General features: G+C 68.6%; 17 protein-coding genes. 7 read left to right on the plus strand and 10 right to left on the minus strand.

The features are described from left to right. Positions 1-78: 78 nt before the first annotated feature. The gene (zapE, locus tag MHA02_RS02025; RefSeq protein WP_244612392.1) at positions 79-1269 is read right to left on the minus strand and encodes a cell division protein ZapE; all 1191 of its coding nucleotides are present in this window, start codon (positions 1267-1269) and stop codon (positions 79-81) included. A gap of 338 nt (positions 1270-1607) precedes the next feature. Here zapE and MHA02_RS02030 point away from each other — a divergent pair, with 338 nt between their 5' ends. Then, positions 1608-2321, plus strand: coding sequence for a GNAT family N-acetyltransferase (locus tag MHA02_RS02030; protein WP_238180499.1), 714 nt, complete (start codon positions 1608-1610; stop codon positions 2319-2321). Here the strand turns inward: MHA02_RS02030 and MHA02_RS02035 are convergent. Then, positions 2213-2677 (minus strand): YcgN family cysteine cluster protein, encoded by a 465-nt coding sequence (locus tag MHA02_RS02035; protein WP_147076326.1) that lies wholly within the window; start codon positions 2675-2677, stop codon positions 2213-2215. The genes MHA02_RS02030 and MHA02_RS02035 overlap by 109 nt on opposite strands. Positions 2678-2949: 272 nt before the next feature. On the opposite strand from MHA02_RS02035, the gene MHA02_RS02040 reads away from it, so the two are divergent. The 3 genes from MHA02_RS02040 to MHA02_RS02050 are packed head-to-tail and all read left to right on the plus strand — an operon-like array spanning position 2950 to position 6550. Further along, complete coding sequence (locus tag MHA02_RS02040) at positions 2950-5223, plus strand: transglycosylase domain-containing protein (RefSeq protein ID WP_147076304.1); 2274 nt, start codon at positions 2950-2952, stop codon at positions 5221-5223. Positions 5224-5252: 29 nt separating this feature from the next. Continuing rightward, entirely contained in the window at positions 5253-5942 is a 690-nt protein-coding gene (locus MHA02_RS02045; protein WP_147076327.1) for a DUF1214 domain-containing protein, read from the plus strand. Beyond that, a complete protein-coding gene (locus tag MHA02_RS02050) occupies positions 5939-6550 on the plus strand; it encodes a DUF1254 domain-containing protein (RefSeq protein WP_147076305.1) in 612 nt (203 codons plus the stop codon). The genes MHA02_RS02045 and MHA02_RS02050 overlap by 4 nt, the downstream gene beginning before the upstream one ends. A 3-nt stretch (positions 6551-6553) precedes the next feature. Here MHA02_RS02050 and MHA02_RS02055 read toward each other — a convergent pair whose 3' ends face one another. Genes MHA02_RS02055 through MHA02_RS02070 form a run of 4 tightly spaced genes read right to left on the minus strand, consistent with a single transcriptional unit; the run spans position 6554 to position 8857 of the window. Beyond that, the gene (locus MHA02_RS02055; protein ID WP_147076306.1) at positions 6554-7111 is read right to left on the minus strand and encodes a DNA-3-methyladenine glycosylase; all 558 of its coding nucleotides are present in this window, start codon (positions 7109-7111) and stop codon (positions 6554-6556) included. A gap of 8 nt (positions 7112-7119) precedes the next feature. Then, the gene (rnhA, locus tag MHA02_RS02060) at positions 7120-7797 is read right to left on the minus strand and encodes a ribonuclease HI (RefSeq protein ID WP_147076307.1); all 678 of its coding nucleotides are present in this window, start codon (positions 7795-7797) and stop codon (positions 7120-7122) included. 38 nt (positions 7798-7835) lie between these two features. After that, the gene (locus MHA02_RS02065; protein WP_244612391.1) at positions 7836-8636 is read right to left on the minus strand and encodes a hypothetical protein; all 801 of its coding nucleotides are present in this window, start codon (positions 8634-8636) and stop codon (positions 7836-7838) included. Next, positions 8633-8857: a hypothetical protein gene (locus tag MHA02_RS02070; protein ID WP_147076309.1), complete on the minus strand. Its 225-nt coding sequence runs from the start codon at positions 8855-8857 to the stop codon at positions 8633-8635. Before MHA02_RS02070 ends, MHA02_RS02065 begins: the two co-directional genes overlap by 4 nt. A 517-nt stretch (positions 8858-9374) precedes the next feature. Here MHA02_RS02070 and MHA02_RS02075 point away from each other — a divergent pair. After that, positions 9375-9671 carry a hypothetical protein gene (locus MHA02_RS02075; RefSeq protein WP_147076310.1) on the plus strand — a complete coding sequence of 99 codons (297 nt, stop codon included), beginning with the start codon at positions 9375-9377 and terminating at the stop codon, positions 9669-9671. A gap of 55 nt (positions 9672-9726) precedes the next feature. Then, on the plus strand, positions 9727-10674 hold the full coding sequence (gene gshB / locus MHA02_RS02080; protein WP_147076311.1) for a glutathione synthase: 948 nt from the start codon (positions 9727-9729) through the stop codon (positions 10672-10674). Positions 10675-10681: 7 nt separating this feature from the next. On the opposite strand, the gene MHA02_RS02085 is transcribed toward gshB, so the two are convergent. From MHA02_RS02085 to MHA02_RS02100, 4 genes are all read right to left on the minus strand, one after another. After that, positions 10682-12304 carry a cation:proton antiporter gene (locus MHA02_RS02085; RefSeq protein WP_147076312.1) on the minus strand — a complete coding sequence of 541 codons (1623 nt, stop codon included), beginning with the start codon at positions 12302-12304 and terminating at the stop codon, positions 10682-10684. 55 nt (positions 12305-12359) lie between these two features. Continuing rightward, positions 12360-13268 carry a polysaccharide deacetylase family protein gene (locus tag MHA02_RS02090; protein WP_147076313.1) on the minus strand — a complete coding sequence of 303 codons (909 nt, stop codon included), beginning with the start codon at positions 13266-13268 and terminating at the stop codon, positions 12360-12362. Between the two features lie 6 nt (positions 13269-13274). Next, entirely contained in the window at positions 13275-13706 is a 432-nt protein-coding gene (locus MHA02_RS02095) for a hypothetical protein (protein ID WP_147076314.1), read from the minus strand. A 115-nt stretch (positions 13707-13821) separates the two neighbouring features. Beyond that, positions 13822-14262 carry a DUF2147 domain-containing protein gene (locus MHA02_RS02100; RefSeq protein ID WP_147076315.1) on the minus strand — a complete coding sequence of 147 codons (441 nt, stop codon included), beginning with the start codon at positions 14260-14262 and terminating at the stop codon, positions 13822-13824. 194 nt (positions 14263-14456) lie between these two features. Here MHA02_RS02100 and MHA02_RS02105 point away from each other — a divergent pair. Then, positions 14457-14772 (plus strand): dTDP-4-dehydrorhamnose 3,5-epimerase family protein (locus tag MHA02_RS02105; protein WP_147076316.1); only part of this gene is annotated, 316 nt, incomplete at its 3' end.

Consider the following 14772-nt stretch of genomic DNA (forward strand, 5'->3'; position numbering starts at 1 on the left):
GCAATCCAGGGCCACACTCACAACGTCGGTGCGTTTGCCCTGGTTTGCTTCGGCTTCGCCTCGCAATGACGGGCAAGGCTACGTCTCCACCAACCCGCTGCTCGACCCCGAAGCCTCGGAATGTCCGCCGCCATGCGGCAACCCGAGATATTCGCTCGACCGCATCTCGATCAGCCGCGAGACCGTCCGCTCGAACTCGAAGGCCTCGCGGCCTTCGGTTCCGGTGTAGAGGTCCGGCGCCTCGGCGTCGGCCGAGGCGATCAGCTTCACGTGCGCGTCGTAGAGCGTATCGATCAATGTGATGAAGCGTTTGGCCTCGTTGCGTTTTTCCGGGCTCATCACCGGGATCCCCGCGATGATCAGCGTGTGGAAGGTGTTGGCCAGCGCCATGTAGTCGGAGGCGCCGAGCGGTCGCGCGCAGAGGTCGTCGAATGAGAAACGCGCCACGCCGCCCGCCTCCTCAGGCACCGGCACGTCGCGTCCCTTCACCCGCACCGAGCCGGGCTTGCCCTTGGCTTTGCCGGTGAGCGCCTTGAAGGCCTCGTCGAGGGCGGTGTCGGCGCTCCCCTCCCCGCTCAGGTGGTAGACCGCGCTGCCGCCGAGCTTCTCCAGCCGGAAATCGGTCCGCGAATCGAGGCGCATCACCGCGACGCGCTCCTGCAATTCGGTGATGAAGGGCAGGAAGAGCGCGCGGTTGAGGCCACCCTCGTAGAGCCGATCGGGCTCGACGTTCGAGGTCGCCACCACCGTAACGCCGCGCTTGAACAGGGCCGCGAACAACCGGCCCAGCAGCATTGCGTCGGCGATGTCGGTGACGGTGAATTCGTCGAAGCAGAGCAGCGTCGCCTCCGCCGCAAGCGCGTCGGCCACCGGGGGGATCGGATCGTCGCCCTTGGCCGCGCCGGCCTTGACCGCCTGCCGGTGAGCGTGGATGCGCTCGTGCGCGTCGGCCATGAAGCCGTGGAAATGGATGCGGCGCTTCGGGGCCGGAGCGGCCTCGTGAAACAGGTCCATCAGCATGGTCTTGCCGCGGCCGACCGAACCCCAGATGTAAAGGCCCTTCACCGGCCCGGCATCGTCGTCCTTGCGACCGAACAGCCAACCCAGCGCGCTGCCCTTGCTGGCCCGTTTGCGCCGGCCGAGCTCGATCACCAGCCGATCGAGGGCCCTCACCAGCTTCAGCTGCGCCGGATCGCTCTCGATAGCGCCCGAGCGCGACAGGGCGGCGTAGCGCTCGAAGACCGGCCCCGGCGAGACGGCACCGCTCAGCGCCTGCTCCGAGGGTGTCGGGCTCACAGTCTGACTCACGACGAAACGACCCTGCTCCGCGCAGCGCAGCCATCTCTCCCCAGGGAGAATCCGCAGGGATAATTACGCCGGGCTCAACCTGTGCCGTGCCGTCCTTGCAGGATCAACCCCGCAAGATCGAGCCGTCTCCCGCAAGCCGAGGGCATGCGCAATCTGCGTCGCAAGAGGACGTTTTGCTGCATTGCAGCGCCAGCACCGAAAGGCCATCTCTGGGCGAACGAGCTTGGCCCTGAGCGGCCGGCTGGGAGGTCTCGTCCGGAACGGCGCGTGTCCTGCGCTCAACTGGAGACCATCACGCCATGAGCGACGCTCTTCGCGAACCGCTTCGCAACGGACGCAACGACGTCCGCATCCTCTGCCGCCGGCTCTGGCCGAGCGACCGTGACGCCGTCCGCGCTCACGTGCTGCGGCTCGATCCCGAGACGCGGGCCAACCGTTTCATGGCCGCTCTCGGCGATACCGCCGCCCTGGCCTATGCCGAGCGGGCGCTCGTCGCCGACGGGGTCGCAATCGGCGGCTTCGTCGACGGAATCCTTCGGGGCCTCGGCGAGTTGCGCCCTGCCGGACGGCATGGGCCAGGATTTCTACTCGGTCCGCTGGCGGAGGCCGCTTTCGTCGTCGAGCAGCCCTTCCGCCGCGAGGGCCTCGGCTCGGCGCTGTTCCGGCGGATCGTCGGGGCGGCCCGCAGCCGTGGCGTCGCCGACCTGCACGTGCGCTGCCTGAACGGCAACGGTCCGATGCGGCTGCTCGCTCTGAGACACGGTGCCGAACTGAACCCGGTTGGCTCCGAGACGGACGGCGCCATCCATCTCGACCGTCCGACGCCGCTCTCGCTGTGGTCTCAGGGGCTCGCCGAGGCGTTCGATCTCAGCATCGCCCTGACCACGGCGGCAATCGGCCGAAGTCAGGCAGCGGCGTCCGGCCACGGCACGATGCGATCGACGAGTTCGTCCTCGGTGAACTCCTCCTCGTTGCCTGCGACGCGTCCGCGCACCGAGATGCCGGCCTCGTGAACGCTGGCTCTCCGACCAGAGACCAAAGGGTGCCACGAGCGCAGATCCTGTCCCTCGCGCACGAGACGGTAGGCGCAGGTTGGCGGCAGCCACGGAATGGTGCGCACGGCCTCCGGGGTCAGGCGCACGCAGTCGGGCACGCGCTTGGCGCGGTTGCGATAGTCGCGACAGGTGCAGGAATGGGCATCGAGCAGGGTGCAGCCGACATCGGTGTGGTGGATCTCGCCGGTGTCGTCGTCCTCGAGCTTGAGCAGGCAGCAGCGGCCGCAGCCGTCGCACAGGCTCTCCCACTCGGCCGAGGTCATCTCGTCCAGGGTCTTGGTCCGCCAGAAGGGATTGTAGGTGTTCTCCGCCATCGCACGCTCGTGCAGCAGGTGCGGCCGGCAGGCAAGGGCGAAGAGGCCGGTCGGCCGGGACGCCACCCCGACGCCCCATTTCGCCATCAAGGTTGACGCAAGCTTTCGACGCCGACGCCCCGCTAGGTTGCAACTTCGAGCGGTACGAAGGTGATCGCGAACCTCGCGCAGGCTCGCGAGCCTTGATAGAAGACGGACGATCGGGTCGGTCGACCGCCCCTCGGGCGAGGCGCCGGCTCGCAACCGGGTCATCCGAGGGACCGGACCAAGCCGTGCGCCTGCCCAACCTCACAGCGATCAAGACCCGGATCGGCCGCGCGGCCCTCGGCTTCGATGCCTGGGTCAATGCGAGCATGTTCGAGGGGGGGCGCTCCTCGGGAGAGGCCTATGAGCGCTTCCGCGAGCGGATGGCCGTCTTCGCCTTCCGCGGCTGGAAGCGTTTCGTGCTCGACCTCACGAGCGAGGCCGCGACCATCGGCACCGCCGGCGCACTTCTGGTGCTTTTCCTGGCGCAGTCCGCCTTCAACCTCACCAGCGAGCAGGGCTGGCTGAAGGAGCAGGACCTCGCCGTCACCTTCCTCGACCGCTACGGCAACGAGGTCGGGCGGCGCGGCATCAAGCACGACGATTCGCTCAAGCTCGACGACTTCCCCGAGCTGATGATCAAGGCGCTGCTGTCCACCGAGGACCGGCGCTTCTACGAGCATTGGGGCATCGACCCGATCGGCACGGCGCGCGCACTCGTCTCGAATTCCAGCGGCAAGGGCGGCACCCAGGGCGGCTCGACCCTGACGCAGCAGCTGGCCAAGAACCTGTTCCTGTCCAACGAGCGCTCGATCGAACGCAAGATCAACGAGGCCTTCCTGGCCTTCTGGCTGGAGAACCACCTCTCCAAGAACGAGATCCTCAAGCTCTATCTCGACCGTGCCTACATGGGCGGCGGCACCTTCGGCGCGGTCGCCGCCGCCGACTACTATTTCGGCAAGCGCCTGCAGGACGTGACTTTGGCCGAGGCCGCGATGCTGGCCGGCCTGTTCAAGGCGCCGACGAAATACTCGCCGAACGTCAATCTGCCCGCCGCCCGCGGCCGGGCGGTCGACGTACTGCACAACATGGTCGAGGCCGGCTTCGTCACCGAAGGCCAGATCCAGACGGCGCTCCGCAATCCGGCGACGCCGGTGGTGCGCGCCAAGGACGTCACCGCAGACTACTATCTCGACTGGGCCTTCACCGAGGTGAAGCGCCTCGCAGACGCGGGCAAGCTTCGCAACGACCGCGTGCTCACGGTGAAGACCGCGCTCGACATCCGCATCCAGAAGAGCGCCGATCAGGCCGTCGAGAACGTGCTGCGTCGCTTCGGCGACAGCTACAACGTGGACGAGGCGGGCGTCGTCATTGCCGATCCCGATGGTGGCGTCCGCGCCATGGTCGGCGGCGCCGATTACGGCGAGAGCCAGTTCAACCGGGCTGTCGACGCCCTGCGCCAGCCCGGTTCCTCGTTCAAACCCTACGTGTACGCCGCCGCCCTGTCGTCCGGTCTATTCAAGCCGGACACGGTCGTGACCGATTCGCCGGTCTGCGTCGGCAACTGGTGCCCGCAGAACTACGGGCGCTCCTATTCCGGCCGCCAGCCGATGTGGCTCGCCGTCGCGAAGTCGGTGAATACCATCCCGATCAAGATCTCGATCGCGCTCGGCAAAGGGCTCGGCATCACCAACGAGTGGAAGGCCGCGAAGGCCGGCCGCGACAAGATCACCGAGACGGCAAAGGCCATGGGCGTGCTCTCGCCGCTGCCGGACACGGTCTCGATGCCGATCGGTGCCGACGACATCACCGTGCTCGACCAAGCCTCGGGCTTCGCCGTCTTCGCCAACGGCGGCCGCTACGCGAGGGCCTTCGCCGCGACCGAGATCCGGAATTCCAGCGGCGAGGTGATCTACCGCCGTTCCGACGAGCCGGCGCCTCAGGTGCTTTCGACCAAGGTCGCCGCCGACATGAACTTCATGCTGAACAAGGTGGTCGAAGAGGGCACGGCGCGGAAAGCCCAGATCGAAGGCTGGAAGGTCGCGGGCAAGACCGGAACGACCAACAACTACCGCGACGCCTGGTTCGTCGGCTACACCGGGGCCCTCGTCGGCGCGGTCTGGTATGGCAACGACGATCACGGAACCACCAACAAGATGACCGGCGGTTCGCTCCCTGCGATGACGTGGCACGAGATCATGGAGCCGGCCCATCAGGGCATCGAGATCAAGCCGCTGCCCGGCCTCAACGACAAGGCTAAGCCGGCTCCGGTCGCCCAGGCCGTGCCGGGACTCGCGCCCGTCAACATGACCGCCAGCGCGGCCGGCAAGCTGTCGAAGCGTTCGTTCGAAGTGATGTCGAGCATCAACGGCCTGTTCCGCTCGATCGAGAGCGGACCGGCGGCGGCGAAGTCCGATTCGGCCAAGGTCCTGAAGTCCGGTGCGGTCAGGCCCGATCAGGCCCGGCCGCCGGGGCTCGCTCCCATCGATGTGGCCCAGGGCGGCCGCTTCGAGACGCCGTGAGGCGGCGATCCGTGAACGCACTCACACGCATGATGACCGGCGCGCGCGCCGAACGGCCGGCGCCGGCCGGCGGAACGACGCTGCAGGAGCGCGGCGCCCGGATCGGCGGCGTCCTCGGCGGCTTTTTGCGCCGGACGTCCCGGACCGGCTTCGTGCTCTACGCGCTGGCGCTCGGCGCCGTGCTCGGCCTCGCCAGCGCCGATTTCGCGACGCGCGGCGGCTATCCGTTCGGCGGCACCACGATCGGCGCTTGGACGGCTTGGCCGAAGACCGGCTCGACGGACGCCGACCCCTATTCCCGTGCGGTGAATGCGCGACGCGGCGAGATCCCGCTCGCCATCGGCGAGGGCCTGCTGCTCACCGCCGCCACCGACAATGACGGTCGCACCCTCGATGCGGGCTGCACCTACGCCATCGGCGGCGTGGTGCCTCCGGCCCGGGCCTGGACTCTGACCATCGCCGGCCGCGGCGCGGCCGACCCCGCCGCGACGCCGCTGCGCGAGGGCTTCACCTCGACCGAAATCCTGCGCGGCGACGACGACCGCTTCGTCATCACGATCGGCCGGGACGTCCAGAGCGGCAACTGGCTGCCGATGCCGCGCCCCAAAGGGCCGGTCCGCCTCGCGCTCAGGCTCTACGACACCCCCGTCGCCGCGAGCGTCGGCAGCCTCGACCGCAACACGCTGCCAGCGATCACGCGTCTGGGATGCAGCCGATGAGCACGCGCGGACGCTTCATCCTCGCGACCTTGTGCGGGCTGGTGCTTGCCGGCATCGTCCATATCGTCACGGTGCGGGCGATCCCGTATTTCGCACAGGGCGACGCGTTCTCGCGCGCTCGCAGCAGCGAGAGCCTCGACCACCCGCTGCGCATCCATAGCCTCGCGGTCGCCGGTGCGCCTGCCGCGGCGGAGGCCTGGCTGCCAATCCCGGACCCAGCGGTGGCCGTGGGCGTCTGCGCCTACGATCTTGACGACGGTCCCATGCGCGTCTCGGCCCGTACAGGGGCGCTGACCCTCTCGATCGCCGTGCATAGCCGCAAGGGCGCGTTCTATGCCGTGACCGATCAGGCTGCGGTCCGCGGCAGCCTCGACCTCGTAATCATGACCCGCGGCCAGTACGACGAAGCTCTCGCCTCCGAGAACGAGAACGAGGTCAATCGCGACGTTCGCATCGTTGCCAACGAGCGCGAAGGCTATGCCGTGGTCCGCGTCATCGCGGCCCTGCCGAGCCAGAGCGCCATGGCCAACGACGCCGTCGACGCGGTCTCCTGCTCGATCGACGCGCCGGACGAGCCGACGGACGCGAACACCAAGCCCGGCGGCTGAGTCTCAAGGCCTCTTGGACGGCAACGGCCTGCTGACGAAGCGCGAGCCGGCGAGCAGAAACCGCCACGGCGTCTCGACGCCGCGGCTGATGCCGATGCGCAGGCCGGCCTCGACCCGAACCGGGCCTGCAGGAAAACGCCACGCGAACGGCGCTGCCCCGAGCGGCATCCCGTCATGCGTAGCGCCGACAGCGAGCGCCTGCGACAGGCGGCCCGGCCCAGCGCAGAGCAGGCGTACGTCACCGAGGCCTCGCCGCGTCCGCATCGCCTCCAGGCCTTCGACGGGCTCGAGCGCGCGCAACAAGACCGCACTACCGGGCTCGCAGACGAAATTCAGGCACCAGTGCAGGCCGTAGGAGCGGTAGACATAAGCGTGGCCCGGCGGCCCGAACATGCTGGCGTTGCGCTTCGTCGGCCCCGCGAAGCTGTGCGAGGCCGGGTCCTGCCGGTCGTAGGCCTCCGTTTCGACGATCATACCGCCGACGCCGTCGACCATCAGTGAGTGCCCGATCAGGTCCGAAGCCACTTCGGCTGCGGGTCGAGCGAAGAACGTGGTCTCCACCGAGACGCTCAGGAGGCCTTGGCCGGGCGCCTCGCGCTGTCGAGGGCGAGTGCCTTGCGGGTCCGGGCGACGCCCTCGGGGCCGAGTTCGAGGGCGAGCCGCAGCGCGTCCTCGATCACGACAGCCTGCGGCAATCCCAGGCGCTCGGCTGCCCGTGCGATCTCGCCGGCCAGCCCGACCTCGATCAGGAATGGAATGGTCGCGGCGGCTGTCGGTTCGGGGGACCTCGCCGGCGCCTCCTGTGGCTTTGCCCGCTCGCCGAGGATCTCGCGTCGTCCAAGTGTCGCGAGCACGTCGGCACGCTCGTTGCCGACCTCACCGGAATGGCCGCGCACCCAGGTCCAGCGCACGTCGCGGGTGCGGGCGAGGGAATCGAGCCGCTCCATCAGGTCGACGTTCTTGACGGGGCCGGTAGCCGTGCGCCAGCCGCGGCGCTTCCAGCCCGGCATCCATTCGGTGACGGATTTCACGACGTACTGGCTGTCGCAGCGCATCTCGATCGCCGCACCCTCGGGAAAATATTCGAGCGCGCTGATCGCGGCCGTCAGCTCCATGCGGTTGTTCGTGGTGACGCGGTCGCCGCCGTGAAGCTCGACCGGGCCATCGGCAGCCTGGATGACGACGCCCCAGCCGCCGGGGCCGGGATTGGGGTCGCAGCCGCCGTCGGCATAGACGATGGTTCGCATGGCGGGACTCGTGGACTCGGGAAAACGGTGCTCCGCCGTCAGTACTTCGCGACCACCGGTGCGGCCAGCCCGGCGAGCGGCAGGGCGGTCTGCACGAGGCCGCAACGAGCTTCCGCCTCCGGCGGCAGAAGGGCGGCGAGGATCGGGCGGCGCTCGTCGAGAAAGGCTATGGTGCGCTCGGCACCGAGAGCTTCGCGCCCCGGCATCTCGATGACGAAGTGCTCCAGGGCGTAGCGATACCGCGCCACGCGCAAGCCGGTCTCCAGCCGGACCCACGCGATCAGGCAGCGGTTTTCGGCGACCCGCATCGCGGCATGGCGGACGTCGAAATCGTCGAGGCTCGCCGAGAACGGCAGGGCGCGCAGGCGCAGGCGGTCGGCGTCGAGCACCCGGGAGGCCGTGGCGGCGAACGGTGGAATGAGACGACCGTCGGCGGTGGCATCCTCGGAGAGCCGGCTGTAGCGCGAATAGGGCGAGCGGAACGGGCCGGCGATCAGCCCGGCATGGTAGCCCTCGATGTCGTCGATGCGCCAGAACGGCGGCAGCAGCCGCGAACGCGTCAGGTTGGCGAGAACGTCGACGAAGGCGGCGCGCCCCTGGGCCGGCATCAGGAAGCGCCAGGCCCGATCCCGAAGGATCCGCTCGTCGTCGGTCAGGGGAAATACGGAGGACGGTTCTTCGCGTTCCCGCGCTGCGATGGCGCCGGTGGAATCGACCAGGGCGTTCCAGGCGCTCGGCGCCGGCCGCCCGAAATCGCCTTCCTGGGCGCAGCCGCCGACCAGCAGCAGGCCTGCGAACGGCAGGATCCGCGCGAGGCCCCGTCGCACGGCGTGCGTCACGAACGCTTGCGCTGAGGGATCGCCGGCTCGGCCTGCATGTCCGGCATGCGCTCGTAGCGAACTCCGGTGAAGAGCAGGATCTGCCCGTGCGATGCGGCTTCCGATGGCGCCTCGCGCCGGAAGCGGCGCCCGGCCGTCTGCGGCATGGCCACCACCAGTGCGGACGGACGTGGCTCGGCCGCGGTATCGCGGCTCTTCGAAAGGGTTGTGCGGGGGTTCATGCGGATGATCCCGTCCGATTCCGTGCGGCTGGCGTCACGCGCATCCGCGACAGTGCGACTGAGCGATGGAGGATGGCCGGACGATGGCACCGCTCGGCCTGGGTGCCGCGGAAGATCATCACGGCATCGTTAACGGAGTGTTGCCAAGCGACGACGGCTTCCGTCCCGTTAGACGCGACGATAGCGAGCGAAGAACGATCGATGCGCGAGCCGGTCCGGGAATCGAGGTGGCAACCGTCCTGAAACGGAACGCGAATTCTGATCGGCATGAGAATTGCTGATTAGTCCATGCCCAAGGCGGGCGTTTCCTCCCTTCGACTTCGGCCCCGCTCGATCTCCGAGCGGGGTCCTTTCGCGTCGATCGCATCTCCGCACGCGCGCGCGGAGTGTGTTGCCTGCAGGCGACCCATGCCCAGGAACCGCCTCCGACCCCGGCCGGGCGCGCTTGCTTACGCCGCGCGACGCCCGATATGGCGTCTCGAACGCTTTGAGCGAAAGCGCGTAAGGACACCTCAGGATGATTTCGGATACGGCACGATTCGGGAGCCCGTCGAAGGGCCTGTCGACGGTTTTAAAGATTGCGCCGTTCGCCATCCTCCTTGCCGCGACGAGCCCAGCGCTCGCCCAGCGGGACGATCCCGGCCTGCAGCTGAACTGCGCGAACGACTTCTTCCGTCTCTGCGCCGGCGTCGATCCGAACAGCCCGGACGCCGACAAGTGCATGAATCGCAACCGGCCGCGCCTCTCCGCAGAGTGCAAATCCGCGATTGGCGACTTCGACCGCCGCGAGCCCGGCAAGATCAAGGGCCGCTGAGCGGTTCTCGCAAGCACCGGAGGGGGCCACCTCCTCGTACAATCAGAGGTTACCCATGGCCCTCACCGTCGCGGTCCAGATGGACCCGATCCAGGCGATCCGGATCGCCGGTGACACCACTTTCGCGCTGATGCTGGAAGCGCAGGCGCGCGGGCATCGTCTGCTGTACTACACGCCCGACCGGCTCTCGATGCAGGGTCGGCATGTTACCGCCCGGGTCCAGCCGGTAACGGTCCAGGATGTCGAGGGCGCGCATGCGGCGCTCGGGACCATCGAGCGGATGGATCTCGTCGAAGCGGACGTGGTGCTGATGCGTCAGGATCCGCCCTTCGACATGGCCTACATCACGGCGACCCACATCCTTGAGTCGATCTCAGACGAGACGCTGGTCGTCAACGATCCGGCGGAGGTCCGAAACGCCCCCGAAAAGCTGTTCGTCCTCGACTTTCCCGAACTGATGCCCCCGACGCTGGTCTCGCGCGACAAGGACGAGATCGAAGCGTTCCGCCGCGAATACGGTACGGTGGCGATGAAGCCGCTGCATGGGCATGGCGGCGCCGCAGTCTTCCGGGTGTCGGCGGACGATCCCAATTTCGGATCGATGTTCGACCTGTTCGCCGTGACGTTTCGCGAGCAGTGGGTGGTGCAGAAGTTTCTCGAAAAGGTGACCGAGGGCGACAAGCGCATCATCCTCGTCGACGGCGAGCCGATGGGCGCCATCAACCGGGTGCCGGCCAAAGGGGACATCCGCTCGAACATGGTGCGCGGCGGAGCGGCCGGCCCGTCCGATCTCACCGATCGCGAACGCGAGATCTGCGCCACCATCGGCCCGGAATTGAAGCGCCGTGGTCTGATCCTCGTCGGTATCGACGTCATCGACGGCCATCTCACCGAGATCAACGTGACCTCGCCGACGGGCCTTCGCGCCATCAAACGACTCGGGGGCCCCGACCTGGCCGTATCGGTCTGGGATGCCATCGAGAGCCGTGTAGGCGCGGGCTGACCGGCGCTCAGGTCTCTGCGCGAGGCGTCGCGCTAAGCTCGGTCCAGTCGAATTCTTCCTCCAGTACGAAGAATGCATCGTCGCCGATCTCGCCAGCGCGGCGCAGCGTCAGAATTCGCTCGCGAGCGGCCTGGATCGCCCGGCGTCGGGCATCGTCGGCAGGTAGGCCCTCGGGAGCCAAACCCTCCTCGTGCGCCTCGGCCGCCTCGACGACGAGGCGAAATTCGCGGCGCAGGGCTTCTGCAATCTCGGACTCGTCGCCCTCCAGGCTCCGGATCGCGGCGCTGTAGGCCTCCGCGCGGCCCCAGCCGATCTCGTGGCCGACCGGATCGGTATCTTCGAGCTTCAGCCAGGCGAGCAGCGGCCGCAGAGTCAGCCCCTGGAGCACCAGGGTTCCGATCACGACGGCAAAGGCCGTGAGCACGATGAGATCGCGATAGGGGAAGGCGCCGTTCGGGCCGCTCTCGGGCAAGGCCAGGGCTCCGGCGATGGTGACGAGACCGCGCATCCCCGCCCAGGACACGGCGAAACCCGCGCCGGGGCCGAGATCGGACGATTCGCGTCCACCGGCCGCGATGCCCTTGCGGAAGGCCGTGCCGAGCCCGAGCACCGACCGGTCCTGCGAGCGACGATCCGCAGCGAAGCCGATCCGGCGGATGCCGCTGGCCGGCAGCACCCAGGCGATCCGAACCAGAACGACCGTCAGCAGCACCGAGCCCGCGACGAGGGCGAAGGGCAGGTGCTCGGAGGCGCGCAGCCGCTCGAGGATCGGGCCGAGCTGATTGCCGATCAGCACGAAGGCCAGCACGTTCAGGACGAAGATCGCCGTGTCCCAGACCGCATAGGACAGGACGCGTGGCCTCGGCGCCGTCCGCTCGGGCGCATAACGGGCCACCACCAGCGCGAAGCTGACGACGGTGAGCACGCCCGACAGCTCGATCGCTTCGGCCGCGATCCAGACACCGAACGCAGCCGCAAATTGCAGGACGATGCTGCTGGCCGGATCCGAGACCCAGCGCATCGCCCAGAGATAGATCCGCGCAAGGATCGGACCGGCGATCAGGCTGCCGACGACGCCGAGCAGGAAGGCCGGCGCGACCTCGGACAGGCTGAAGTGCCCGGTGGCCGCAGCCGCGACGCCGAGGCGGTAGATCAGCAGCGAGCCGGCATCGTTCAGCAGGCTCTCGCCGCGCAGGATGGTGGTGAGCCGGTGCGGCAGCGGCACATGCGCGAGCACCGAGAGCGCGGCCACGGCATCCGGCGGCGCGACGATGGCGCCGAGCACGATCGCCGCCGAGAGCGGCATGTCCGGCACCAGCACCTTGACCACCACGGCGACGGCGATGGTGGTGACGGCGACCGCGCCGACGGCAAGGCCTGCGATCGGCCGCCAGTTGACCCGCAGGTCCCGCAGCGAGGTAGCGTAGCCGGCATCGACCAGGACCGGAGCGAGGAACAGCGCCAGGGCGAGATCGGGATCGAGTCGCAGGTTCGGAAAGCCGGGGACCAGCGCGAGCCCGACGCCGCCGAGCGCCAGAAACGCCGGATACGGCGCGCCGAGGCGCCGCGCGAGCGCCGCAAGCAGCACGGCGCCGACCAGCACCGCGACGATCCATTCGAACACGAACATTCAGACCGGAGATAGGGCGTTGCGGGGTCATGGGAGGCAGATCCTCCGCGGCGTCTCAGCCGGGCAGGATATCGTCCGACAAGGCGACGGCGTGCCGGGCGATCGCGCCGGGCGTCGTCAGCCAGATCGTCTTGCGGTGCTCGACGATGCGCGCCAGCGCCTGCCGTAGCGGTCTCAGGCGATGCGGCTGGCCGACGATGTAGGGATGGAGCGCGATGCCCATCACCACGGGCGCGGTCCGCGACGCGGCCCGCATCTCCGCGAAGCCGTCGCGGATCATCCGTGCGAATTCCCGGCCGGTGTGCCCGCGGGCGACGATGGCCGGGATATCGTTGAGTTCCTGCGGATACGGCACCGAGAGGATGCCGCGCCCGTCCCGGGTCGCGAAGCGCACCGGCTGGTCGTCATGTGCCCAATCGAGCAGGTACGCGTAACCGGCCTCCGAGAGCAGGTCCGGCGTGACGCGCGACTGCGAGATCCAGGGGCCGAGCCAACCCGTGGGCGCCCTGCCCTCCGCACGTGCCAGAGCCTGCGTCGCCTCGGCGATCAGCGCCTCCTCGGCCGCCTCGTCGCAATCGCCCTGCCGCTCCGCGTTGCTGCGGCCATGGGCGACGATCTCGATGGGGTGAGTCTCGCCATAACGGCGCACGGCCTCCATCAGTCCGGGGCAATCGGCATGGATGCGGCTGTTGGCGAGCACTGCCAGGGGCAGTGACAGCTCCGCGAACGTGTCGAGCAGGCGGAAGACGCCGACGCGGTTGCCCCAGTCGCGCCAGGAATAGTTGAGTACGTCCGGCTGCGGCCCGCCCGGCGCCAGCTCAGCACCGAGTCCCTCGCCGAAGGCGAAGGTTTCGAGGTTCAGCGCCACATAGACGGCGAGTCGCTTACCCCCGGGCCAGTCGTAGACCCGGCGGCTGGGCAGAGCGCTGTAACGGTAGCGCCCATGTGACGCCTGGATCTCCACCGGTCGCTACTTCGCAGGCGTGGCGTCCGGGGCCTGCGGAGCCGGCGGAAGCGTTTCGCCGGCGGCCATCGGCTGCAGCACGTTCTTGGCAATGCTGCCCTCGGGGCCGTACTCGCCGGCCACCGCGATGCAGGACTGCTCGCGATGCAGCGCCATGTCGTTCGACATCATCGCGAAGATGCCCTGGATCCGGGCGCCGAACGGCCCACGCGGGCTGACGTCCTCGGATTTGGTGTTCATCTTGGAAAGCACCGCGTCGAACTCCGGCACGCCGATCTTGTAGCCGCAGACATTCGAGGCCGAGTAGATGTACGCCGCGAGTTCGAGGGCGCGCGGAGCCGGCGCGTTGCGGATCGTTCTCGGCGGCGCGGCATCTTCCGCCACGGCGGGCAAGGCGAAGCCGGCGAGCATGGCTGCGATGAGGAAATGTCTAGGCATCGTCTGGGGCGTTCCTCGGTTGGAGCAGCTTCTCACGAGCCGCTTATCGACCGCGCGGCATAGATCGTCCGGCGTTGCCCCTCCAGGGGGCATGAGCGCGCAGACGCATCCAGCCTCACTTCAACCGCGTCCAGGTCTGGCTCTTGCAGATCACGCGGAGCACGCACCCCGAGACCTCGAGGCGGTCGGGTCCCTTCGGGGTCATCGAGCCCGAATAGCTCTTGCCGTCGGTCGGGTTGTAGAGTGAGCCTTGGAAACCGTCGCCGCTCGGCGTGCCGGCCGTCAGGATCTGCACGCCGACGAGCTTGCGGGACTTGAGGGCAGGATCGGGGTTGTTGGCGTCGACACCCGAGCCACTCACGCTGACGAGCGTGCCGCAATAACCGCCGCCGCAACGGGCGACGCGAACCTGCGACGCACGGGACTCGGTCAGCCAGAGACCGGTCGGATCTGCCCCACGCTGTGCCGAGGCCGGGTTCGCGGCGAGCATCGATAGCGCGAGCGTGAGAGCTGCGACGGAGGAGATACGCGGTTGCGTGGCATGGCCGGTGGTCATGATTCCCCACGGCTTCGATCGCGGTTCTTCGATCGTTCGCAACAGAGGTAACGTAGGCGGCGATCGGCGTGCAAGCCGGCTGGCGCTCATCGCCACCCGCGAAACCAGTTTCGCGAGACAGCGCCTTGACTTCGCCCCCGTCGCCACCTTCAACGGCGGCCTGACGGCGAGGGCCGACGAGCCGGAGGGCAGCGATGCGGGTGATCGAAACGGAGATCCCGGCGGTCAAGCGCGTGGTCCCGAAGCGGCACGGCGACGAGCGCGGCTGGTTCTCGGAGGTGTTTCGCGTGGACCAGCTCGCCGAGGGCGGGATCACCGCCGCCTTCGTGCAGGACAACCAGTCCTTCTCAGCCCCGGCCGGGACGTTGCGCGGCCTGCACTTCCAGACGCCGCCGGCAGCGCAGGCGAAGCTGGTGCGGGTGCTGGCCGGCGCGATCCTCGATGTGGCCGTCGACATCCGCCACGGCTCACAGACCTTCGGCCGGTACGTGGCGGTCTGTCTCGATGCCG

The sequence above is a fragment of the Methylobacterium haplocladii genome (assembly GCF_007992175.1).
GTDB classification, from domain to species: domain Bacteria; phylum Pseudomonadota; class Alphaproteobacteria; order Rhizobiales; family Beijerinckiaceae; genus Methylobacterium; species Methylobacterium haplocladii.